We start from the raw sequence: 23,390 nt of genomic DNA, 5'->3' as shown, positions 1-23,390 counted from the left end.
TTTTTAAAGTTATTGAATGACAGGTCGCTTTTTACGGCCAATCAACAAGTATAGGATAAGCGCAACGACGATTAATCCTGAAAGGATCATATATAAATCGCGGTAGCCAAATGCAGTGGCTACACCACCTAAGAAGTAAGGACCCAATCCGAAACCAAAGTCTAGGAAGATATAGAAAGTAGACGTTGCAATTCCGATTCGTTTAATAGGAACACCTATAAGTGCAATCGCCTGAGCACATGATTGGAAGTTCCCGAATCCTAACCCAATGATAGCACCTGCAATTAGCAGGATGATTCCAGTATGTGTTTGACTCAGTAGTAATAAACCGCCTGCAAACAAAATCAATGCAGGAACTACAACAAATGTCCCGCCTTTACGGTCAAGCAATTTTCCGGAGAACGGACGGGAAACCAAGATTGCGATGGCATACACTAGGAAGAAGAAGCTTGCGGTATCGACAAGGTTTGCTTCTTTTGCGTAAAATGACAAGAACGACAAAACACCAGAATATGCGATTCCTGCTAACAATGTAATTACTGCAATCGGTATCGCAGATTTTTCGATGTAATTTGCAAGTCCTTTTGGTGCATTCTTTGGTTCGCTTATCTCTTGTGGTGCTTCTTCTGGACGTTTATCGACAAAGAAAAACATTCCGAGACCAATAATACTAAGTACTAAACTGAACGCGAAAATCCATGTAAAGTCGGCATGTTGACTTAAGTAAATACCGAAGAATGGTCCGATTGCTGTCGCAAGTACGGTACTCAAACTAAAGTATCCAATACCCTCACCTCGACGTGACGGCGGTATAATTTGCGCTACCATTGTCCCGGTTGCGGTAGAGGCGATGCCGAGCCCAATTCCGTGGATGAAACGTACGAGTAAAAGAATCGGTAACGAGTGTGCAGTAAAATATAGTGCAATGGCTATGACTGATATAATCATACCAATCAGTAAGATGCGACGGCTACCTATGCTTTCAATAACACGACCTGTTGCAAGCCGGGCCGATAATGTTCCGATGATGAAAATCCCGGAAACTAGTCCTGCCATACTAGCGGATGCTCCATATTCGTCAACTGCAAATGGTGCAATTGTTACGATAAGCATATACATAACAATCATTATAAAGAAGTTAATGATTGAGATGAAAATAAAGTCTTTTGTCCATAAGTTTTGCTTGTCTTCCATATAATGACCCTCTCTATTAGTTGATAAGATTTTCGTACGCCTGATCGAGCAGCTGTTTAGCAGCCCTTATATCTTCTTCAGGAATACCTGCTAAAATATGTTCGTAAAACGGAAGCAGTTCCGATTGAATCTCCCGTGTAATCCGCTCACCTTCACTCGAGAGCTTTAACAACTTTTCACGCTTATCTTGCCCTGGAGTTACATCCAGATAACCAATTTCATGAAGTCGCTTTACTACTTTTGTAACAGACGGCTTTTCAATCATCTGTTCTTCCGCAATTTCTGCAGAAGTCATTTCCCCTTCTCTCGACAGTAAACTGAGAATGGTCCATTGTGCGTTGTACAAGTCATAATGCAACAGCATTTTATTGAGTTGGTTCACCAAAGGACGATACAGTTTGACATAACTTCTGAAAAATTGATGTTCCAAATGCATTGCCTCGCCTCACTTCAAGGTTAATATAGTTAGTTACCCTATCTAACTATATTAGTATACGCTCAGAAATTTCATTTGTAAACGATAGTGTTTCATGAGTATTACCCTATTCTCACGAAATAAAATAAGACTTATTTTGACGATGTTCTTGTGCGGAATTTGAGGGAACAATCAAAAAACGACCTCCAATAGTAGGAAGTCGATTTTTAACAGTATTCAAAACTTAGTATGCAGACCAGCCATTATCTGCTTGCATGATAACACCATTTACATAAGAGGATTCATCAGAGGCTAAGAACAAGGCGATGTTTGCGATCTCTTCTTTCGTCCCAGGACGACTCAATTGGCTAACGCCTTTCATTGCTTGCTCCATACCATGCTTATCGGGTTGCACTAAGTTGTTCGTAATATTTGTAGGAACTGTCGCAGGAGCAATCGCGTTACAGCGAATGTTCAAATGTCCATAATGAGATGCAACGTTTTTTGTCATCCCTGCAACTGCATGTTTAGACGCTGTATATGCAAGTCCACCTCGTCCACCTGTAAGTGCCGAAATGGATGCCATATTAACGATTACGCCAGCTTTCTTTTCTTCGAAGATTGAAAGTGCTTTGCGTGTAGCACGCATGACACCTGTTGTATTGATTGCTAATACTTTGTCCCATACGTCATCTGTGATCGTTGCAGCGGAATACATGTTGTCCATAATTCCTGCGTTATTAACAAGGATATCAATTGTACCGAAAGTCTCGACAGCTGTATCGATCATACGCTGAACATCTTCTTCTGCAGTAACATTCGTTTTCACCGCAAGCGCTTCCCCGCCAGCTGCTTTAATCGTTTGAACGGTTTCTTCTGCACCTTGCATATTCATGTCTGCGATGACTATCTTTGCACCTTCACGTGCATATAGTTCTGCGATTTCACGACCGAGTCCAGATCCAGCACCGGTTACCACTGCTACTTTGTTTTCTAATCGATTCAACTAAACCGCCTCCAATAATTATGTTCGTACCATCCTATGTCAGTATACGCTTTAATGCTTAACTATTAAAATAATTTGATTTACTAGTGGAAGCCAGTAGATTGGTTGCCGATATGGAAGATATGCCGTATACTGATATAGTTAAATCCCAAATGTCTCAGTAGCTCAGGGGATAGAGCAACAGCCTCCTAAGCTGTGGGTCGCAGGTTCGATTCCTGCCTGGGACGTATTGAAATCCTTGTAAACTCAACGTTTATGAGGTTTTTTTGTTTTTCTGTAATCGTGAAAATTTGTAATTGGGGTTGGATTTATTTCTAACTCGTATTTGAACACAAAAAAAGGAGGTAGCCGCCCCCTCTTTTTAATGTGTTTGATTTATTCTCGTTACACCATTGGAAAACTGTTTAATAGTTATTCGTACAAGTTATGCCACAATCGCCCCCCGATTATGAAAAGTATTAAAAGTTTTTTTAACTAGTTTCTGCTCATTCCAGCATTTCCAGATTTTTTGTGAGGATGAATTTTTTTGTGATTTAAAATTATTAAAGGTATCCCGATTATTGCTGTAATTAAAACTGGAATAAACATTTTATTCATGAGGCTGTAAAGCAACACGACAGTAAAAATCACAATGATTAAAGAGTGAAAGGCATAGTTTTTTTTCAATTTAATTCCTCCTTTACTTCGTTTTTATCTGGCCTTATTACTGAATAGGATGCAGATTTCGTATACAATAATCGCCCCCGATAACTGAATATCTTGACCGTTATTTGGTTTGTTATATACGCACTTAATCAATAATAATTAGACTTACATGTATTCCTTTTTTATTGCTTTTATATCCTTCTAATTTATAACTCGTTTGATTATTTTCGTCTATTTTCTTTATGCTTTCACATACATCTTCTTATACTACCTGATCCCCAAATTCATCAGCTCTTCTATCGATTGTCGAGGTTATCTTATCGTTGGAATAGTTTAAATCATGAATAATTGGATCGCCTTCATGAGTGTAATTTACTACTCGGACTTCACTTTCCTTATTATGAGAAACGTCTTGCGTGAAATTTTCAAGAAGTCCAAGGTTTTCTATGGTTCCGTGGGTATTGACTACATCCCACATAGAAGGAGAATATTCGCCACAACCAGAAAGGATAAATAATAATGAAAAGATAATAAATAGTTCTCTCATTTAATCACTCCCTAACAGTAAATAACCTAAAGTGTTTGGGGGTGTTAAATTTATTTTCATAGTTACCATCAAATATATTAAAATGTCCCGATTGCTGAGCTTAAGAATTCAATTTATCTTCTAGATTATACTAAAACCAAGATGAATTATCAGAATTTATTTAAAAAAGAGTAAATCAATATCTATAATTGTACGGATTATAAACAATGAGGAAGAAGGCATCTGCCCCCCTCTCTTATTTGTTCTTATCTAACAGCTTTTTCCTTTGATGATTTTGTCTCTTCTTGAAGTACAGTTACGTCTTCTATTTTTTCAATATTACCTTGCCATGATAATTCCAGGATGTCGGTCTTTGGCTTAAATTTATCGTCCAGAGTCCGAGCCATGAATGCGCTGAACTGGCCACGAGTGACTGCTGTATCTGGTCTGTAAGTGCCGTCAGCAAATCCAGAAGTGATATTTTCTCCTACTAACTTTTGGACGTATTGGTAAGATGCCATGTGCGGTAACACGTCCTTGAATGTTTCTGTTGATGATTTTTCAAACTTGAAAGCACGAGTCAAAAAAATCGCCAACTCCGCACGGCTGACTGCACTGTCTGGACGAAATTCACCAGTCGGATACCCGCTGATAATACCTGCATCTACCGCCGACTGGATATAACCAGCTGCTGCACTCTTCGGACTAACATCAGGGAACTTTGTTTTCCGCTGCGTCCCATCCAGATTTATGGCACGGCCAATCATGATAGCTGCTGCTGCTCGTGTGACAGGTTTTTCAGGTTGGAACCTGCCATCCGGATATCCGGAGATGACACCCTCAGTGGATAGATAGTTGATCTCATTAAAGAAACGGTAAGACTTCGGCGTATCCTTAAAGGTCGCTGCGCTGGCTTCGCTTGTCACACCGACAAAGACCAACAGGAAGACCAATAAAAGTGGAAATACTCTTTTCATTTACCTCTCTCCTTCTCTCTAGGTTCACTACAATACTAGCCAATAAATTGGTAAATGTCTATGAGGCTTGAAGGTTAGGTTAAAAAAAGAAAGTTGTTGCCCTCTCTATTACTTAGCTATCATTTCGACAATTTTACCTTTACCGAATTCGACTACTTCCATTTTCCTTGCATGAAGCAAATTGATGCCGTACTGTTCTTTCGTCATAACCATTTCGGAACCATTAATATGTACGGGTTCGATTTCTAATGGATTATCGACTGTTTCAAACTGTACGTCATTGCCGTTCTTTAGAAGAACATAAACCGAATATCTTTTTACGTTTCAATCTCCTTTGCCAATTATCTACGACAAAGGAAGTGGGTAATCCTTCTTGTTTTCTAAATATTTCGCAATCATTCAATGCCTTATTTGCGCAATCACTATATCCTCAAATTCAATACGCTTCAATTCAAAAGGATCCTGTAGCATGATACGCCTGTTATGTAAATCGTTGGTTTCAATCATGCCAAGTATCAACAGCTGTTTGACATTTCATTTTCAACGCTCTGTCTAACTACTCCTGGATTGATTCTAGGTCCCACTCAGTCAGATCAGGTCGTTGAACGTAATCATCTTCCTTTCGCCATTTCCTCAGCAAACCTACATTTACTGCTCTCTGATACTCGTATGACGTGTAAACTGAGCCTTGGTCACTATGAAGAATGCACCCTTCAGGTAATTCGGGCAGTCGAGACAGGGTATCCAGCTAAAATGCTGTATCCTGTGTTCCTCCAATCGTGTGGGCGATGATTTCTCCATTAAAAAATTTTAACCATAATATTTTTCCCCCTTTTTTTCTTATATCTGTTCATCCACTTTAGATTCTGCTAATTCATCTCGAATTTCATCCGAAATAGATTCTTCTTTTTATCCTTCAATTACCTTCAATTTTTCTGCTACGTTATGTGGAATCAACACCTCTAACTCAGCCAGGTTCTAAATGATTGATAACCATTCATCCGCACTCCAGCCACCCCATGCTTTGAAAAAGTAAAAAGAGTGTCGTTATCGTCACTACCACCCGACTAAAAAAGCCCCATCCAATAAAGGACAGGCTAAAAGTTTTTAAAGAAATTCTGACGAATCTAACTAATAATACCAATATATCGCCATGTAGTCTACAATATATCGATATATATCTACAATTAATGTCTTATATAAGCAATTATTACCAGAACTATTGCTTATTAATATTAAAAAGCCCTTACCAATTAAGGTCAGGGCTTTGCACGATTTTTCTTTAGCCACTGGAAGACTAAAGACTATTATGGAAAAAGAGGTAAACCTGATTACAGGTTAATTTTAACATTTACTGTTTTTCCCGTCAAATGAATCACACGGCTGTCCCGGCGGATGATGTTATCACCGCATTATTCTACTTGATCAGTACTTAAATAGTAGAAATATATGAGTGCAATATGTAAGTACAAGTAAGATGACAGCTAAAAGATTTCTTTCAAGAGAGTTTTCTCGAACAATAGATGTTTGCTTCTGTATAGCCAACCAGAACCAATTGAATTAGGACAAGAAATATTGTCGAAAAGGGAAGCGAAAAGTCGATCCCTTATACAAGTGGCTGTATCAAAACTATTATCCTGATATATATAAAGAAAATTTTATTAATTTTCTTTTTTCAAAACCAAGCTGTTTCAATGTTGGATCTTTCTTCATCATGTATAAAGTTAAAATAACTGCGGCAATCAAAAACGCTAAGATTTGAAAGATAATCATTCCTTTGTCGTCAACTTGAAAAATTAATCCAATTGCAGAAAAGATACTTATAATAATTGTCAATCCCAGCCCGTATCATAGCAGTTTTACATAAATCATTTTAATTCCACCGATCTTTATAGAACATAACATAAACGCCATAAAGGTGACTGTAAGGAGACGGCTGATCGAGTAGGATTAGCTGTCTTTTTTACGTTTACTTAACCGCCCCATCCCAAAGCTGAATATTGCTAGCAAGATACCTCCCGCAATGATTGCTACTGCTTCTGGCGTTGTTAAAACTGTCATTCTCTCTCCTTCTTTGCAAAGCTTACATAATCCGAATCTGAAATAATAAATACCTATCTCCTAAAATACTCTGTGATAGAATAAGGGTTAAAAAAACAATAGGAGTGTTTAAACTGGAGATATTACACAGTTACATAAAGGCAACAAACACACATAATTTTGATGAAGTTAATAAAATACTCCATCCTAATGCTGTTTATTTCTTCTCAGATCGAAACAGTACGAATCATGAAGAAATAAAGTCTTATTTTGAAAACGCTTGGTCAGTAGTTAAAGACGAAAATTATGAAGCCCAAGAAGTGCATTGGTTATTCAAAGGAAGTAACTCAGCAACCTGTACTTATACATACTTCTTTGAAGGCTATATCAATGAAAAATATGCACAAGGTTATGGTAGAGCAACTAATATCTTCGTAAAGGAATCTGATGAATGGCTTTTAATTCACGAGCATTTAAGCCCTTTACCACAATAATTTTTTAAATTTAAGACGTTCTATTTTACTAGACGTCTTTTAATTACTCATTTTGTTCGGAATGCGACTTAAACCAAGTAGCCAATTTCCTTTGCATACTTGATAATCTCGTCTTGAATTTCCTCACTGTGTCCCCAGTGAGGACAATGTAATTCACCATATCCATGATTCCCGTTGCTATCTTTACCAGTTCGAATAAAGTCTGCGAAATCAAGAACTAATGCTCTAAGAGTTCCTCCGTCGCTAAAACTATTCCAACCACGAGAACCATTAATAACAGCAATCTCATCCTGGGTATAGTTATCTACAAAGTAAATGCGTCCATTTTTCAACTTCATGTATGCAACGCTATCTATATTTTCTTCACGCAAATTACTATTTGTATAAAAAAATCTCCGTCCGTGATTGGAAATGAAGCTAATTAGACTGTTCACAATTTCTACCCGATATTGTTTGCTCTGCTTCATAGATTTTCTAACATCCCTTCTGTCATATTTTGTTCGTACTTTGCAGCATTTCAACCAAATGGTTTTTACATAATAATTTGAAAACAGTCAATCTTAAATGATACTATTACGCTGTAAGTCACAGTAATTTAAAGGAGGTTGCGGCACCATGTATAAGACCATTATTTTTGATGTTGACGGAACACTAATTAATACAGAAGATGCGGTTTTGGGATCACTTCAAAAGCTTCTAAAAACAGATTACAACAAGGATATTGAACGGTCAGAATTGTCCTTTGTATTAGGGATTCCAGGTTCTGATTCTTTACCTAAACTAGGAATAGATAATATTGATAAGGCTAATGATAGATGGAATTTCTTTATGAAAGACTTCTATCAATCAATTCATGTTTACAATGAAATCAACTATCTTTTAGATACATTAAAGAAAAAGGGTCTAAACCAAGGTATTGTCACATCAAAAACGAAACAAGAACTAAAAGATGATTTTGAACCCTTTGGTCTAATGAAATATCTTTCACATATCGTTTGTGCAGACGATACAAAGAAACATAAACCCAATCCAGAACCAATTATTGAGTTTTTAAAGATTTCAAAAGCTGAATCCTCATCTTCAATTTACATAGGAGACACTATTTACGATTTTGAATGTGCTAGAGATGCTGGTGTCGATTTTGGATTGGCTTTATGGGGATGTAAAAATCATGAAAGCATACCAGCAAAATATAAGTTTGAAAAACCATCAGATATACTGAACATTTTGGCTTAAGTTAGAAACATTTGGTGATCAACATAAATCTTATAGTAATGCCATTAATCTAACCGTCTTTAATAGGCGGTTTTTTCTATTAGTGACATTCAGCAATGAAAACTCGCAAGTTCTTTTACTTAAATACAGAATCCCAATGAATTACTTTTTCGTTGTTGATTCGCTCCTTCACAGTTTGTTTCATTATGTTCGTACTGCGACATAAAAAATATTTAAAATAAATAAGCCGAAAGTGACTTGTGATTATATTTACTAACAGCTTCTGATTTGATCTCTTCGAGAATTACAAACAAAGTAGAGGTTAGCATATTCAATGAAGATTTAACGTAACCTTCTTCAAAAATATCAATAGAAACAGGTAATTCATCTTCGTCTAAAATGTAATATTCACCATCTGGAAAGACTAAAATATCCAAAATTAAATCCTCAAAAGAAACCATATCTGAACTAATTATTGTGTTTTTTACAATATTAAAATAAGCGCCCAAATACTCACCATCACTATTTCTCCAAAAATACAAATTATAGGGTCTATCTTCCCAGAAGTAAGCTACAGTATAGCTTCCTTTTGGAATAGTTAATCCAACATTTCCCGCAATCATAGTAAAAGGAGTTTCAATAACATGAAAAAGCTTTAGGTTTCGACCTTTCAATTCTAATAACTTACATTTATAGTCTACTATTTCAGTGTTATACTTAATCTTTCTTTCAATAATATCTTCCATACTGTCCACAACCTTTACAATTTTTTATCATACTCGCCATTAATATTATTGTAACAGCAAGTTTTTAGTTGCACATTTTCTGTCTGATACGTCTTATGTTCGGAATGCTTCAGTAACTCAGTAATGTTCTCCGCAATTAAACAGTTTCTCACGAAATATTGTTTCGTCACCTCATTTGTCACATTTATACAGTAATAAATAGTTGATTCACAAACGATAAATATTCTAACTTTTCAAGAAATAACTCCCTGTAGCATTAGTTGCATGTTATAATTTTCCTTAGAGCAAATAAGGAGGTACAAGTCCAATGGTAAAAAACTAAAATGAGAAAATCTTATATTATTTTATTGTTCTTAGAATAAGCATGTAGATTTTCTCTTTCACAAAATCACTATTAATAAAATGAGTGAGGAGATATAACATGTTAAAACAATTAAGTGAGACTATATATTATTTACCTAATCAAAATGATAGAGAACGACCAACATTAGGATTGGTATGTGGCAACCAATATAGTCTAATAATAGATTGTGGTAACTCAACTCAGCATGCTAAAGAATTTTTACTAGAAATCGAGAAACTAAATGTACCTCCGGTTAAATATGTGGTTATTACTCATGCACATTGGGATCATTTCCTAGGTATGAACGAATTTGATGCAACTGTTATAGTTAATAGTCAAACAAACAAAATAATAAAAGAATGGCAAGACTATTCGTATGATGACAGTTCACTCGAAAAGTATGTTAATACTAATCAAATGAGTTCTATGTGCAAGGAGATTATAAAAACCGATATACCTAACAGGGATGATTTCAAGTTGAACTCCCCGGATGTAATCTTTGAAAATAGGTTAACTCTCGATTTGGGAAATAAAGTTTGCATAATTGAAACAATCAAAAGCACACATACAAATGATTCTACAATCATTTATATTCCCGATGAAAAAGTGATTTTTTTAGGTGATAGTCCATATGGCACTACCACAAATTCTTTATATCATTTCAAGCAGTCATTGTTATTACCTATGATTAATGACATTCAGAAATATGATGCTGAAATGTTCCTACTTGGTCATGAATCTATCTGCGATGTAGATGAAATGAATATATATTGGAAAGAGTTAACAACTGCAAGTCGTGCTGTAAAATCACCATGTCTTGAAAGTGCAACAAAGTGTTTCAAGCTAGAGAATAAAAGGGATCCCAATGATGATGAATTATTTTTCTTAAAAGCTTTTGTGAATGACCAGATAATTCAATCAAAATAATTCTATAAACATCAGTCATCTCATTGCAAATATGAGGTGCTTTTAATTTGTCGATGAAGTAAGAGGTATCTGTGCATGAAACAAACAGGAAAGTTTCTTGCGTAGGCTCCTTTCACTTGGAAGTTGATGAGTATTTGTTGATCTAGTTATGCCTCGAAACTAAATAAACATCGAGATCTAAGCCATAATCGGCTAAAATCTCGATGTTTTTTTAAATAGGGCCTGCTTTTTTCTCATTCATCAGCGGCATTAACAAGTGAATTTCAATCTTCCTGTATTCGCGAACGAATGTTTGTTATGCTTTTGGAGGTGTTCCTTCAGCGTTACTCACAACTGCATCGATTTGGATTAAAGCATCATTAGGTAAAGCAGAGACGCCAACTGTTCTTCGTGCAGGAACTCCACCTGGGAAGAATGTTTTGTAAGCTTCGTCCACTGCATCCATGTCTGCAATATTTTTAACGAAGATATTTACTTTAACTACATCTTCCAAAACGTGATCGATACTTTCTACAATTGCCTTAATATTTTTCAAACACTGTTCAGCCTGTTCTTTTACACCACCAGCTACCAATTCACCAGTTTTTGGATCCAAAGGCAATTGAGCTGAGAGGTGGTTGTAGTGAGAGAATGCTACAGTTTGTGTAGAAAGAGAACTCTTTGGTGCATTCTCTGTGTTGTTTGCCCAGATTACGATACCGTGTCTGTCTTCAATAGCTTGCGGAGGTGTACCGTCACCGTGGGAAACTACTACTTCAATTTGCACCAAAGCCCCCATAGGTAATGCTGCAGCTTCAACTGTTGTGCGTGCAGGTACATACGCTACAGCTCGAGCAATTGCTGAGTCTGGGAAGAATGTTTTATACACTTCGTTTACAGCTTCCGTATCCGATAGGTCTTTAAGGAACACATTGACCTTGACGATATCGTCAAAAGGAACATCGATACTTTCTAAAATGGCCTTAATATTCTTCAAGCACTGTCCAGCCTGCTCTCTCGCACCGCCAGCTACCAATCTACCAGTTTTCGGATCGATAGGCAGTTGAGCCGAAAGATTATTGTAATGAGAGAAAGACACGGTTTGTGTAGATAGAGGACTTGTTGGTGCATTTGATGTGTTATTTGTAAGCTTAATGAGATCTCCTGCTTGTGGTGCGTTTGGAATTGTACCTTCACCGTGTGAAACAAGAGCCTCAACTTGTACCAAAGCATCCATAGGCAAAGCTGCGACTGCAACTGTCGTCCGTGATGGAACATAAGTTGGGAAGAATGTTTTATACACTTCGTCTACAGCGTCAACATCTTGAATATCCTTAACGAATACAGTGATTCTAACAATATCGCTCATAACATGATCGATGCTGTTTACTATTGCCTTGATATTATTGAAACACTGTTCAGCCTGCTCTTTTATACCACCAGCTACCAAGTTACCTGTTTTGGGTTCGATAGGTAATTGAGCCGAAAGATTATTGTAATGAGAAAAAGCAACAGTTTGTGAAGATAATCCGTTACCATTTGGTGCATTCTCCGTATTTTTTGCTGATACTGCATTAAAGTTTGTCATGAAAGCATTCCCCTTTTAGATAATTTTTATATACATATTTTTAACCTCATGTTCGTACAAAAACGCAAAAAACGAAGCGAATGGCAGACGGTTCCGAATAACGAAGAACTCATGCGATACTGAAATTATTGTATTATATAGAATCCGCTGAAGCATTGAGGTGTTCTTCAAATCGGCTATGTCACTGGTTCGCCTTGAAAAGAGATACTATGCAACATTAAGATGCGCCCATCGCACACATCTCCATATGAGTATAAATCTATGTATATAAATCAACTTTATCATGAAAATCCCAATAATCTATTATCTTTATGAAATTGCAATACTATCCTTGCTAATTTTAATGTTTTTAAGTCATATCTAGTATCTTACAGCCTGAAGTATAAAAGTGATAGATGAATCCGTGTGAAAAGAACGGGAATGTTCGGAGAGAAATGAAAGCTCTTGAGTAGGTCCTTATTTCCAATAACACTTCTTGCAAACACCATTTGTTGCTCAAACAGGGCTACCAATCGTAACTGGAGTGCTCTATCCACAGTTTTTTCTATAGGATCGCCACGCCATCAGTCACTTTATTCCAAAATGTATAGTTCGTCTTATTCCTGTAAATACTCCTAACTCGCCTAAAGGCAAAGGTGACTGTAAAGAGATGGCTGATTGATTAGAATCAGCCTTCTTTTTTGCTTTTACTCAACTGCCCCATCCCCTAGCTGCCTAATACATTCTGCTATGATTGCTACTGTTTTTTAGTACTGTTAAAACTGTCAATTTCCTCTTTATTCGAGTCACTTTTTGTTTGGCATGCGAATCGACACATTACGACTGTATGATATAATTTTTAAGTGCTATACATACAGAAAGGAAGATTAGATGACCAAAATATCAAATGTATATATACGACCGCTTATCCTCTCAGATGCTGTTGAATTACTAAGTTTAGAAAAAAGAAATCGAGCTTTTTTTGAAAACTATTCCATAACTCATCCGGAAAATTATTGGACTTTAGAAACACAGAAAGAATTAATTGAAAAATGGGAACAAAACACAAAAAAAGAATTAGAATATCGATTCGGGATCTTTAAAATTAGCGAGGATACTCTTATAGGCACTATCGGCTTGTTTCAAGTTTTCCGTGGACCACGTGAAAGTGCGCTTTTAGGCTATTCCTTAGACCAAAAACATAATGGTAAAGGTTATACTACCGAAGCTACCAAGTTGGTTGTTGATTATGCTTTCGAAATTCTAAACTTACATCGAATCGAAGCAGGAGTAATGCCGGATAACTTAGGTTCCATTCGAGTTTTAGAAAAAGCTGGTTTCCATAAAGAAGGAATAGCTTTGAAAAACGTTAAAATTAATGGGTCTTGGGAAGATCATCAGATGTTGGCTATCCTTAATCCGAAAGACTAACCTTGTAATTGACTCTGATTTTTAGACACACTCTTTTTCCACTCATTTAAATTATGAGTGGTTTTTTTAGTTTGTGACGTATTTTCTTCGGAATGTGTAATATCCTTAAATTGACTACAACGTTGTGGCAATTGTTTCATACTATAGTTAAAAGCCATTATTAAAAAAAGGATGTGTAACAATGAATAATTTTGATAATTCTCCGCAAGGTGAAAATGGTATCTCTCCTGAAATTTATGCTGCTAAAATTGGTTTTATTGGATCATTACTCTCCACATTAGGAGATGGTCTTCAGGCAATAGGAGCGGGAATTGAACTTCAGCAATTAGAAAACTCGAGTAGTCAAGACACAAAAAACCAATCAAATCAATTTGAATCTATGCAAAAACAAATCGATCAATTAACTAGAAAAATAGAAGAAATGGAGAGGGAAAATTAATTTCCTTTTAAGAAATGGACTAATAATTATGCATACCTCACGTCGCATTATCTCTTTGGTGCTTCTCTTATTTGTAAGGAGCGTCACGTTAATGTTTATTTCTACAAATAAATCTTACTTACTACAAACACTGCAGCTGCATTTTATTTGAAGACTATATTATAGCCCAAGAAAAATATTGGGCTTATCACACTAAAACAAGACCATACATATCCTGTATATGTGCTAACTATGCATATTTGACATCATCAGAAAAGGATGTGCTTATGAATTCAAATATTGATTACACTTCACCAACCACGCAGTTCACTTTTGATGTAAATGAAAGTCCTTTGTTCAGAAAAGACGGCAGAAACTTTATTAATGTTTTAGGTATTCAACAGTTAAATACACTAGAGAATGTCTCGCTGCTTGATATTTTCCTAAGCACTAATAATGTGGTGGAACCTCACTATCATCAAAATGCAGCTGAGCTAGTCTACTGTATTTCAGGTGCAGCAACTGTTTCGATACTAAATCCATTTACGAAAGAATTACTCAATTTCCCTATTACCCCTGGAAAAGTCGCAAATGTTCCGCAAGGGTGGTGGCATTACGAAGTGGCCACTACAGATAACACTCATCTTTTGGCAATTTTTGATGCACCAACTCCCGAGGTGATCTTAGGTTCAGACATCTTAAAATTCACTCCTGCAAATATCATGGCTCATACCTATTGTCTCGATGAAAATCAATGGAGAAAAGCTATAGAACCAGTAAAACCTTCAACATATATCGGTCCATACTCGGATTGCAACAGAGGAACAAATAATATGACTCAGCATAATAATCAGCAGTATTACCAGAATTACCAACCTGGGTACAGATATTATTAAGCTTAATTGATAAAGAATTTCGTCTTTAGATATGAATAATTCCATGTCTGTTTTGTGTTACAGTAACTGAATGAAAAATTTCAGTCAACATGCTTAAGTTAATGCAACGTAAAGAAAGGTGTGCGTAAAACAAACGTGAATGTTCAAACAAACACGAAAGTTTCATGCACACCTTTATTAATAGTATCTATTTTAATATTGTTCTTATCTTACACAAATTTTTTCTAGCTCAATGGACGTGCTTATTTTTAATATATTCCAAGCCTTTTGTTGTTATGGATAAAACTAGATTATCCGATTCTCTCCCGTTGTCTGCGGCATATTCCCTTTCGATAAGATATTCAATAGCCAATTTGCTATTTACGTCGGCATTTAGCATTGCCTTTGGTAGAGTGTAGGGTTCTCCGTTATAAGCAAAGTGATAGTCATAAAGACTTTGTAACAGCATATCCGATAGTTTGTTTACGTCTTCATTTGTCATGAGCATTACCTCCCTCCTTCTACATTTCGATAAACGAAACGGTAATCCTTCATTTGAAAACTACAGGGAAGCCATTTAGGATCTGAGCGATAAACCCTTCACCTATTAAATCAAACGCGAAAATCTGCAACCAAGATAGTCTCAAGAATAAGAAATTTTCTTTTCATCCTAGTTTTCAACGGTGCCTGTAGGGCGAATAAATATAACCGATAACCCGATCAAGCCAAAGGTGATAAATGCTGACATATAATTCGTCCATTGTATAAATAAACCAGCTGTGGCCGATCCGATGATTTGACCAAATGCCAGGGCTAAAAAGGGTAGCCCAATTCCCAATGAAGATTGCTGCGGAAACAATCTTATCCCCCAAACCAATAGCACCCCTGTTAAAAAGATATAGGAACTACCAAAGAACAGGGCGGAAATATAGACGGGAATAACCTCAGTATGAAAGAGGGCAAGAATAACGAGAGAAAAAAAGATGACCATTACCGTGAATCGGTATGCCTTCACAAGCCCAAGTTTTTCAATAACATTTCCTGCAACGCCTCCGGCAATTCCCGACAAGCCGATCAAGATCCAAAAAATCGATGTCATTAATGAAGATAGATTTCCCTCATTCGTTATAAAGTCTTTTGAAAATGTCCAATAAATTGCTGTCGAAATCCCCAAGATAATGGAGGCAACGATAAGAAAGAAAGACTTTTTAAAATCTGCTTTATGAAAAGAAAACTTGATTTGATTTTCCTCTTCGTCCTTTTGAACTCTGGGGATGTTTACAAAATTCCAAATTAAAACCGCCAATGCGGTAAAAGCAAACAAAAAATATACCGTTTGCCAATGCCCTGAGAGAAGGAGCACGATAGGACCTGATACCATTACGCCAAAACCTGTACCGGCGTTAATCCAAGTGTTTGCCTGATCCTGAAACGGCTTTCCTATCTTTTTTGTTACAACTTCACCATATGCTGGTGATCCAAAACCTGTACTAGCACCCGCGATGAGGACACCCGCAGCTAACATGATTTGATTTGTTGATAGTGCTATTAAAAGCATCCCTGCAAATGCTGAAATGCCTGCTGCCACAATGGAGGGAAGTGGCCCTAATTTAGGAATCAAAAGGACGGAAAGGACGATAGCAATGCAATATGCAAAATAGGAACCGGATCCAGTGATACCTGAAATTTGGGGGTTCATATCCAGAGTGGATGAAATCTCCGGTAATAATAATCCGTAGGCGAATCTTCCTAAACCATATGTGACTGCGATCATAGCGAGACCTGGAAGTACTATTCGTTTTTTCAAATCAATCCCTCGTTTCATTTTAAGCAGAATATGACTCAATCACCTATAGACTTTACATATCATAACTACCCATTTAAATAGAACGTTCTTTCTATTAAATAGAAAAGAAGCAACTTAACTTCTCCAGGCTTGTAAAAGTGTTTCCACCATACAAAGCGCTTGGTTTCCTGCTTGCTGTGCCCCAACGATTTCGGCCATCGAAGTTGCGCCTTCTAATAATACAGCTATTTGAAAAGCAATATCTTCATAATTCGAGTATCCTTTTTTCTGACCAAGGTCCCGTAAATGTCCTAATACCTTGTTTTTATGATTTCTTGCAATGCTTTCAATCTCATTGTTTGTTCCGTTAAATTCCTCGATTGCCCGAAGAAACATACAGCCTTTCTTCCCTTTATCATTTAGCCATTTGACGTGCGCCTCTACGATTTCTAAAAAAGGGTCATGGGATTCTTCTTCAACAGATGAGTTCAGATATGACCAATATTGTGATTCACGGTTCTTAAGGATCTCTTCTATGAGATGTTCTTTTGACGAAAAATGGTTGTAAAGTGTCATTGTTGCTACATTCGATTCATTTATAATTTGCTTCAATCCAACAGCGTGAAATCCATGATCATAGAATAAGGCTTCTGCTGTATTGAGTATTGCCTCTTTTTTAAGTGAGCGACTCATTTTCATCCTCCTCATTAATATATAGAACGTTCATTATACTTAAACTAACATTTACATATATGAATTTCAAGGACTATGAGTATACTTTTAAGCGAGGAGTCCCTCTTTTATAAATATTGTGTGAAACTGATTGCAGTTCTTTACATACTCCACATTAAATTGCTCCATTTGAAAAGCAATCCTATTTCTATCACAGTTCAACTAATTTTGTAAAATCTGTTCGTTGTATTGATCTAATTTCAGTTGTCATTTACTTCACTTTCTATAAAATTGAGATTAAACTATCCGGTCCGTTTTAGGCGCAATCCTTCTGCAATGACTGACCCCGACCGCAGCAATTACACTTATATCAAATGCTTCGTACAATTGTATAGCTTACAATCCCATTTTCCATTTGTGTTATTCAATACTGTTAGCGAGGTATTATCCATATGAGTTGATTGGAACACTGTAGGGAGTATACGTTGTAGGGTCAAACCGATTAAGGCTCCGTGACTCACTATCAATACTCGCTTGCCATCGTATGTAGTGACTAGTTCTTCCATAAATTCAATTCCTCTTTTACCTACGTCTTCAAAGCTTTCCATTCCTAAATTTAATTTGCGCCAGTTGCTCCCCCATATTTCTACTCGGTCTTCTTCTGTAGTTCCTTCAATTTCTCCGCAATCTATTTCTCTAATCCTCTCGTCAAAACAGGTAATTGCTAAGTTTATTTTACTTCCAATGATTTCTGCAGTTTCAATTGCCCTTGATAAGTCACTGGATATAATCATATCCCAATTACCTTCTTCTAAAATCCTGTCTCCAACAGCTCCAGCTTGCTTTCTACCTAATTTGTTTAAAGATATATCTGATGTACCTTGTGCCTTACCAAGATCATTCCAATCCGTTATCCCATGTCTAATTAAACCTATGGTAATCACCTAATATATTCCCTCTTTCTATCTCGGATATTACTTAGATAGGACGCTATTTTTAACCATCAATTTTGACCGATTATGATATAGACGAAATCGTTCCCGTTTATGAAAAGTGAGCGCTAATATTTCTGCTAGATAAGCGCTCTTCTGTGAATTGACCCATAAAATGCAGCAAAACTTTTAATTTCCATTTCACTCAACCATTTGGTCTTTATTTATCGGCTTTAAGATATCTATTGGTTAATAATTGCTTTCAACACGTACCTTTTACTTATGTTCTTTGCTCCTCCACCCCTTCGTAAACAATCGAATAATCAATCGTTAAAAAAGGAATTGAAAATATCCACATTTCATGTGTAGCTTTTAAATTACCGTCCTCTGTTTCCTGAATGAAAAATGTTTCTTGCAGAGGTAATGTGAATAAATCTCTATTGTTGAAAGACAAATATACTCCCGTATCTGAAGCTGGATCTGTCCGTTTACTTGTAAGCTGCAATCCTCCATCAACTGCCTGCAACTCCAAAATCCCCGTCATTGTCGAATAAGGTAAGGGCAGCGCAATATTCATGTACATACGTTCATTTGTTTTATGCTGCGAATAGAGTGCAGTGAAAATCGTCTGTTCACCGACTTTTCGTTCCCAAACGCGCACTTGTTCCCGTTCATCGAGTCCTTCATCCAGCGTAAAGATATCCCCTGTCATCTCGACCACTTCAGAATGTAACGGTAAATTAATTTGCTGCGTGCGTTTACTGATGAACGAATAAAGAAACGCAAACGGCTTAAACCAGCGATGCCAGTGGGTCGATGCGTAAAGCCTGAATTCTAGCGTGTGCTCGTAAAAACGAATAATTAAAGGAGAGACCGAACCAGACGACACTCCGTAAACAGATAATTCATCAGATAGTCCGCGATGCCCACCGACTTGGCCGATTTTTTCCGCAACTTGTCTTCCGCGAATCCCGCTCCTCGGAAATGTGAGCGGTACAAAACTGGATGGTGGCACATCCAACGACCACCCAATTGCGCCGACTAATGCAAATATGACGCAATTCAACACCCCATGAAAACGAAGCATGAAATCAATCGTAACGGAAAATAGACCGAAACCATTACTCAGTACATGCAGCATGGAAAACGTAATAGTGACCGCAAGTGCGCTAAACGCTAGGCGCAACAGCCACTTCTGCAAACTAGAAGCGAAAGAAAGTTGCCAAACGATCCAGATAATCGCGCAAAAGCCACAGATATAAAACAGGACTGAGAACATTTCAATCCATCGAGAAAACGTAATCCCGACCGCTACAATAATCGGTGCTGCAAGCAATGCTGCCACCGCCCACCGATACAATACCGATCGATGCAAACGCCCTATCCATCCTATGAAAATCGGTAATATAAAAGCGGAATAATGAAAATGAATGGCAGTCAACCACGTAAGCAACGGACTAAACCCCAAATCGATTCCCGCAACAAAAGCAACATACCAACCACCACCCATGGCTAAGTATACGAGGCCAAGATCGATCGCAAACTCCTCGACATTCGTAAATCCTCGACGAAGAAACCGGGTGATTCCGTAAAGAGCTATGTATACCGTAAACAATAAGTACAGTGTAGCAATCCATCCATCCCATCTGGTAGAGACTACTTGTCCAAGCAACACCGCGGTATAAGCAGGAATGGCGAAATACGGATAATACTTCCAAAACCAATCGCGTTCCGTACAGACCATTCGTAATAGAACTGGAATGTACACAAGTTGTGCAACCACCAACAAGCCGTATGGCCACGGCGCATCACTGAAAACGATTGCGACCATAAACAACAGTATATGAATCATGACAAACTTACGCATCCGCTGTAAACTCTCCTTCATATGACAATATCTTACCTAGTAAGGGGTTCTTGACATCGACATGAATTCGAAACACACCATGCAGCTCATCGTACGACTCTACAACTGTCGCTAATCCTTGCAGAAATTTCGGCAATGGAATCTCTATCTTCCCGAGTATCAATCGTTGATTCAATGATTCGATTTTCAATGCGTGACCATCCACGACGGTAAACCCCAAATCCGAATAAAAGATCGTAGGTTCCCCGAGGTAATCTTTCACAACCATTCGTTGTTCATCCAAACTCATTAAGGCATTGAAATAACGCATCTTTTTTGGAAAACTAAACTTTCGTTCCCAGTGAATTTGTTCGTCGCCTGCCGAATTAGTAAAGCATGAATTGACAATCGTAAACGAAATATCCGTTCCACTTTCCGGAAAAACAAATTTTCGTCTCGTCCCCAATAGGAAGAGCGGAAAAAGCCATTTCGGCCCACCCGATATGCGATTCATCGTTCCTGCCGCTTGAAAGACCGGCTTTTCAAAGGCATATCTTTTTTGAAGCATCGGATGAAGACGAAAAAAATCGTCCCCCAACACTTTTAGATAAATAGACATTTCACACTTCACCTCTTTCTTTTACAAGATGTAGCAGTTGGAAGATCCCGGTTCACAAGCAAGCCGATTCCTGTTAGCACGAGTAGCGATAGATTAAACGTGATGGGATTGAATGGATGAATGGCAGTTTCCGGAGCGTAAACAAAGGCTGCAATAGTCAACAAAGGAAAGGCGACCATTTGCAAGATTAAGAGATGTCGTTTCTTGCGATAGAGCAACCAAATAACTCCAAATAGAACTTCAGCCAAACCAATCGCCCAGACGACATTCGTTGCTGTAGCATCCGAAAGCGACAGACCGCTTGCAACCATTGCCTTTTCCTGTGGATGCATCGCAAGGAGTTTAGGTACGAGACCTTGATACATCCATAGAAAGGCGAAATATAGTGTGAGAAGTTGCATTGTAAAAAAACGGCAATATTGAGTTATCGGGGCTTCCCCGCGTTCGATCCATCGTTTAAGCACATCAAAACTCAGTGCAGTTGCATATCCCATTAAGGGTCGAAACAACCGATCAATCAGTTCTCCAGCCTTCCCGAAGCTTGTTTTATAATCATACTGCGTCAAAAACTTGGTACCTTCCTCCATCGGCTCATACTTCCAATAGCCGCGACCTTCACGTATCGGAGAGATTTTTTGATCCGTTCCGAAGTGTAAGGAAGAACTGCGTGAACCATCGTTCAAATAAGCAGAACCACTACTTTCCCCCCACCCTTCTACTGTTATAAAGGGACCAACAGTTCGTGTATATGTAAACCGTTGCGGCTGATCGTCTTCCTTAGGTAAATAGTGAATGGAAGAAAAGCGCAAATCCCACTGCACATGTAAATCTGGATCTTGCGAAGCTTCCCACACCCGTTGTAACGGAACATCTATTGGAATTTCTACATAAATTGGTTTTGACTTCATAGTTTTCACCTTCCGAAGCACATTTGGATACACAATTACCAATTGACTTCACTTTTTGCACTACTCTATCTAGTTTATCATTTTTTTGACTAGATGAACCATCCTACACAAAAGAAAGAAAAGCCTCCGTGGGCTCCTCTTTCTCATTCAATATTAAGATTCAAGCTGAACAAACAGTCCTGAATCACTTGAGGTGCTGATAGCTATTCTTAAGATAGAAATAGTGTGCAAACCATTGTCATGGAATTTCCGCCATTTGTTGATTTCAATATCTTTTACATCTTGGATATTCCATAGCTTACAATACTAAATATTAAACTGATAATGACTAATCCTAAAATTGGAATTGCAACAATTTTATTATTTTTGAACTCTATGATCGCTGTGATTGCTCCTGCAAGGCATAATGCTAGCCATAGGGGCGTAAACAGAGCATCCGCAATTCTCCGTGGAAATATTGCATAACCATTCACTAAGAAAAATATCCAATGAAAAATCAATAATCCCACTACTACATAAGAGGTTTTTCTAGGCGGTTTTCTATTTTTACCATTGCTAACAGCTATAAACGCAGGAATGACAAACGTTAAAAATGCAATAATACCAACAACCATTAAAATTATTATGGATATCCCGATAATGAACACTCCCTTAGTCAATACTTTATCGTGTAACTTGACTTATTGTACAAAGAAAGGTAACTTGCGAAATCCAGCAATTTGGACATATTACTGAAAAAGCAAATTCTTAATCCAGAAATGCCCCCTTTTCAGAATCGCCCTGATTGTTTACCGATTGTCACAAGACTCGGCACAACTACTTCCCTGTCATTCCTGGTTCACCTATAAAATTAAGAACTGTATGTATCCAATCATTAATGGCGAATTCTCTTTCAGCTGTTTCAATATCTTTAGGTAACATTAGCCATTGGAGTTTTCTTGGAAGCTTATGGTTTTGTTTTCTTATACATATATTATGAACTGCCTCCTCATCAATAAAGAACAACTCATTATTGCCTGAAAGCTTTTGATAGACTCGTGTTGAATAATCCTTTCCATTGATGATAAGGTCATAATGTCCACGGCTATATGGACGGCATCGAATTTGATTGCCTTTTAATTTTGAAAGGGAATATTCAAATGCTACAAGATGTGCTTCACTGACTATAAATTCTTCCAAATAGTATTTATTGTCTACATGCTTGCTCCAATTTATATCGTACACATCAAACATCATACGAATCATTATATGTTTTGAATTTCATTTGTTCTTATTGGTTTCCTTTGTTATTGCGTAAGGCATTAAGCGTTTCTTAACTAGAAACTCAATATTACTATGATCCAGATCACATCCGTAACTAAGAAGAAATACAGTTTCCAATTACTCAGCACCCCATTTTTTATAATCAATCTCGTGGTAATTTAATATTTCCATGGCTATAACCCGATAAAATGATTACAACTATTGCTAGGGTAAAGTTTATAATCTTAAGTACGATAAACCTCCATTTCATCTTAAGCCATGCAACAAAGTGGTCTGTTTGCGATATTGGCGCGATTACATGTACAGCAATCGGCCCCATTTCTAGAATAAATAGAATACTAAAATTGTGATTGATTATTAAATGTCTAATAAATCTTGATTTGTGAAGCTATACAAATCACAACTTTCACTTTCACTTTTTTAATTCTTCACGTAACTTCTTAATTTCTTCCGTTTGATCCATTATATTATTATTAACTTTTCTTATTGCATCATATACTGCGAAAATACTAACAAATATTAAAAACCCAAATAAAATTTCCAATGTAAATACATTCCCTGTATAT

Annotated in this window: 24 protein-coding genes, 1 tRNA gene and 1 pseudogene; 7 read left to right on the top strand and 19 right to left on the bottom strand. The window is 37.2% G+C overall.

Annotated features, from left to right (window positions below; all coding sequences use genetic code 11):
* Nucleotides 1-9: 9 nt before the first annotated feature.
* From N693_RS0108765 to N693_RS0108755, 3 genes are all read right to left on the bottom strand, one after another.
* Nucleotides 10-1,194 carry an MFS transporter gene (locus N693_RS0108765; protein WP_025784418.1) on the bottom strand — a complete coding sequence of 395 codons (1,185 nt, stop codon included), beginning with the start codon at nucleotides 1,192-1,194 and terminating at the stop codon, nucleotides 10-12.
* 16 nt (nucleotides 1,195-1,210) lie between these two features.
* Nucleotides 1,211-1,630: a MarR family winged helix-turn-helix transcriptional regulator gene (locus N693_RS0108760; RefSeq protein ID WP_025784417.1), complete on the bottom strand. Its 420-nt coding sequence runs from the start codon at nucleotides 1,628-1,630 to the stop codon at nucleotides 1,211-1,213.
* Nucleotides 1,631-1,853: 223 nt separating this feature from the next.
* Nucleotides 1,854-2,615 carry a glucose 1-dehydrogenase gene (locus N693_RS0108755; RefSeq protein WP_025784416.1) on the bottom strand — a complete coding sequence of 254 codons (762 nt, stop codon included), beginning with the start codon at nucleotides 2,613-2,615 and terminating at the stop codon, nucleotides 1,854-1,856.
* A 154-nt stretch (nucleotides 2,616-2,769) separates the two neighbouring features.
* Between N693_RS0108755 and N693_RS0108750 the strand changes: the two genes are divergently transcribed.
* Nucleotides 2,770-2,842, top strand: a tRNA-Arg gene (locus tag N693_RS0108750).
* Nucleotides 2,843-3,089: 247 nt separating this feature from the next.
* Here the strand turns inward: N693_RS0108750 and N693_RS0108745 are convergent.
* From N693_RS0108745 to N693_RS20200, 4 genes and pseudogenes are all read right to left on the bottom strand, one after another.
* A complete protein-coding gene (locus tag N693_RS0108745) occupies nucleotides 3,090-3,281 on the bottom strand; it encodes a hypothetical protein (protein WP_025784415.1) in 192 nt (63 codons plus the stop codon).
* A gap of 241 nt (nucleotides 3,282-3,522) precedes the next feature.
* Nucleotides 3,523-3,807 (bottom strand): DUF4362 domain-containing protein, encoded by a 285-nt coding sequence (locus tag N693_RS19065; RefSeq protein WP_253271172.1) that lies wholly within the window; start codon nucleotides 3,805-3,807, stop codon nucleotides 3,523-3,525.
* Between the two features lie 245 nt (nucleotides 3,808-4,052).
* On the bottom strand, nucleotides 4,053-4,763 hold the full coding sequence (locus tag N693_RS0108735; protein WP_025784414.1) for an S-layer homology domain-containing protein: 711 nt from the start codon (nucleotides 4,761-4,763) through the stop codon (nucleotides 4,053-4,055).
* Between the two features lie 646 nt (nucleotides 4,764-5,409).
* Nucleotides 5,410-5,577: pseudogene (locus N693_RS20200) on the bottom strand (IS3 family transposase); the annotation flags it as partial.
* Nucleotides 5,578-6,937: 1,360 nt separating this feature from the next.
* Between N693_RS20200 and N693_RS0108715 the strand changes: the two are divergent.
* Complete coding sequence (locus tag N693_RS0108715; protein ID WP_025784412.1) at nucleotides 6,938-7,297, top strand: nuclear transport factor 2 family protein; 360 nt, start codon at nucleotides 6,938-6,940, stop codon at nucleotides 7,295-7,297.
* 68 nt (nucleotides 7,298-7,365) lie between these two features.
* On the opposite strand, the gene N693_RS0108710 is transcribed toward N693_RS0108715, so the two are convergent.
* The gene (locus tag N693_RS0108710; protein WP_025784411.1) at nucleotides 7,366-7,764 is read right to left on the bottom strand and encodes a hypothetical protein; all 399 of its coding nucleotides are present in this window, start codon (nucleotides 7,762-7,764) and stop codon (nucleotides 7,366-7,368) included.
* 148 nt (nucleotides 7,765-7,912) lie between these two features.
* Here N693_RS0108710 and N693_RS0108705 point away from each other — a divergent pair, with 148 nt between their 5' ends.
* Nucleotides 7,913-8,533, top strand: a complete 621-nt coding sequence (locus N693_RS0108705; RefSeq protein ID WP_025784410.1) for an HAD family hydrolase — start codon at nucleotides 7,913-7,915, stop codon at nucleotides 8,531-8,533.
* 212 nt (nucleotides 8,534-8,745) lie between these two features.
* On the opposite strand, the gene N693_RS0108700 is transcribed toward N693_RS0108705, so the two are convergent.
* Complete coding sequence (locus N693_RS0108700; protein ID WP_156028895.1) at nucleotides 8,746-9,258, bottom strand: DUF402 domain-containing protein; 513 nt, start codon at nucleotides 9,256-9,258, stop codon at nucleotides 8,746-8,748.
* Between the two features lie 421 nt (nucleotides 9,259-9,679).
* On the opposite strand from N693_RS0108700, the gene N693_RS0108695 reads away from it, so the two are divergent.
* The gene (locus N693_RS0108695) at nucleotides 9,680-10,528 is read left to right on the top strand and encodes an MBL fold metallo-hydrolase (RefSeq protein ID WP_025784408.1); all 849 of its coding nucleotides are present in this window, start codon (nucleotides 9,680-9,682) and stop codon (nucleotides 10,526-10,528) included.
* Nucleotides 10,529-10,823: 295 nt separating this feature from the next.
* Here N693_RS0108695 and N693_RS0108690 read toward each other — a convergent pair whose 3' ends face one another.
* Entirely contained in the window at nucleotides 10,824-12,095 is a 1,272-nt protein-coding gene (locus tag N693_RS0108690) for a RidA family protein (protein WP_025784407.1), read from the bottom strand.
* An 870-nt stretch (nucleotides 12,096-12,965) separates the two neighbouring features.
* Here N693_RS0108690 and N693_RS0108685 point away from each other — a divergent pair.
* From N693_RS0108685 to N693_RS0108675, 3 genes are all read left to right on the top strand, one after another.
* Nucleotides 12,966-13,505: a GNAT family N-acetyltransferase gene (locus N693_RS0108685; protein ID WP_025784406.1), complete on the top strand. Its 540-nt coding sequence runs from the start codon at nucleotides 12,966-12,968 to the stop codon at nucleotides 13,503-13,505.
* A 181-nt stretch (nucleotides 13,506-13,686) separates the two neighbouring features.
* A complete protein-coding gene (locus N693_RS0108680) occupies nucleotides 13,687-13,944 on the top strand; it encodes a hypothetical protein (RefSeq protein WP_025784405.1) in 258 nt (85 codons plus the stop codon).
* A gap of 266 nt (nucleotides 13,945-14,210) precedes the next feature.
* Nucleotides 14,211-14,819 (top strand): cupin domain-containing protein, encoded by a 609-nt coding sequence (locus tag N693_RS0108675; RefSeq protein ID WP_025784404.1) that lies wholly within the window; start codon nucleotides 14,211-14,213, stop codon nucleotides 14,817-14,819.
* Between the two features lie 229 nt (nucleotides 14,820-15,048).
* Here N693_RS0108675 and N693_RS0108670 read toward each other — a convergent pair whose 3' ends face one another.
* The 9 genes from N693_RS0108670 to N693_RS0108630 form a co-directional block, all read right to left on the bottom strand.
* Complete coding sequence (locus N693_RS0108670; protein ID WP_156028894.1) at nucleotides 15,049-15,300, bottom strand: hypothetical protein; 252 nt, start codon at nucleotides 15,298-15,300, stop codon at nucleotides 15,049-15,051.
* Nucleotides 15,301-15,468: 168 nt separating this feature from the next.
* Nucleotides 15,469-16,605 carry an MFS transporter gene (locus tag N693_RS0108665; protein WP_025784402.1) on the bottom strand — a complete coding sequence of 379 codons (1,137 nt, stop codon included), beginning with the start codon at nucleotides 16,603-16,605 and terminating at the stop codon, nucleotides 15,469-15,471.
* A gap of 114 nt (nucleotides 16,606-16,719) precedes the next feature.
* Nucleotides 16,720-17,277, bottom strand: a complete 558-nt coding sequence (locus N693_RS0108660; protein ID WP_025784401.1) for a TetR/AcrR family transcriptional regulator — start codon at nucleotides 17,275-17,277, stop codon at nucleotides 16,720-16,722.
* A gap of 344 nt (nucleotides 17,278-17,621) precedes the next feature.
* Nucleotides 17,622-18,200, bottom strand: coding sequence for a histidine phosphatase family protein (locus N693_RS0108655; RefSeq protein ID WP_025784400.1), 579 nt, complete (start codon nucleotides 18,198-18,200; stop codon nucleotides 17,622-17,624).
* 268 nt (nucleotides 18,201-18,468) lie between these two features.
* Complete coding sequence (locus N693_RS0108650) at nucleotides 18,469-20,055, bottom strand: YndJ family protein (protein WP_051508711.1); 1,587 nt, start codon at nucleotides 20,053-20,055, stop codon at nucleotides 18,469-18,471.
* Complete coding sequence (locus N693_RS0108645) at nucleotides 20,048-20,653, bottom strand: DUF4166 domain-containing protein (RefSeq protein WP_025784398.1); 606 nt, start codon at nucleotides 20,651-20,653, stop codon at nucleotides 20,048-20,050. The genes N693_RS0108650 and N693_RS0108645 overlap by 8 nt, the downstream gene beginning before the upstream one ends.
* A gap of 8 nt (nucleotides 20,654-20,661) precedes the next feature.
* Nucleotides 20,662-21,561: a DoxX-like family protein gene (locus tag N693_RS0108640; protein ID WP_025784397.1), complete on the bottom strand. Its 900-nt coding sequence runs from the start codon at nucleotides 21,559-21,561 to the stop codon at nucleotides 20,662-20,664.
* A gap of 275 nt (nucleotides 21,562-21,836) precedes the next feature.
* Nucleotides 21,837-22,175 carry a hypothetical protein gene (locus N693_RS0108635; RefSeq protein ID WP_025784396.1) on the bottom strand — a complete coding sequence of 113 codons (339 nt, stop codon included), beginning with the start codon at nucleotides 22,173-22,175 and terminating at the stop codon, nucleotides 21,837-21,839.
* Between the two features lie 202 nt (nucleotides 22,176-22,377).
* Nucleotides 22,378-22,797 carry a hypothetical protein gene (locus tag N693_RS0108630; RefSeq protein ID WP_156028891.1) on the bottom strand — a complete coding sequence of 140 codons (420 nt, stop codon included), beginning with the start codon at nucleotides 22,795-22,797 and terminating at the stop codon, nucleotides 22,378-22,380.
* Between the last annotated feature and the right edge of the window lie 593 nt (nucleotides 22,798-23,390).

Origin of the sequence: Sporosarcina sp. D27, assembly GCF_000586555.1 — a bacterium.
GTDB lineage: Bacteria > Bacillota > Bacilli > Bacillales_A > Planococcaceae > Sporosarcina.
This window is presented reverse-complemented; position numbering and strand designations above follow the sequence as displayed.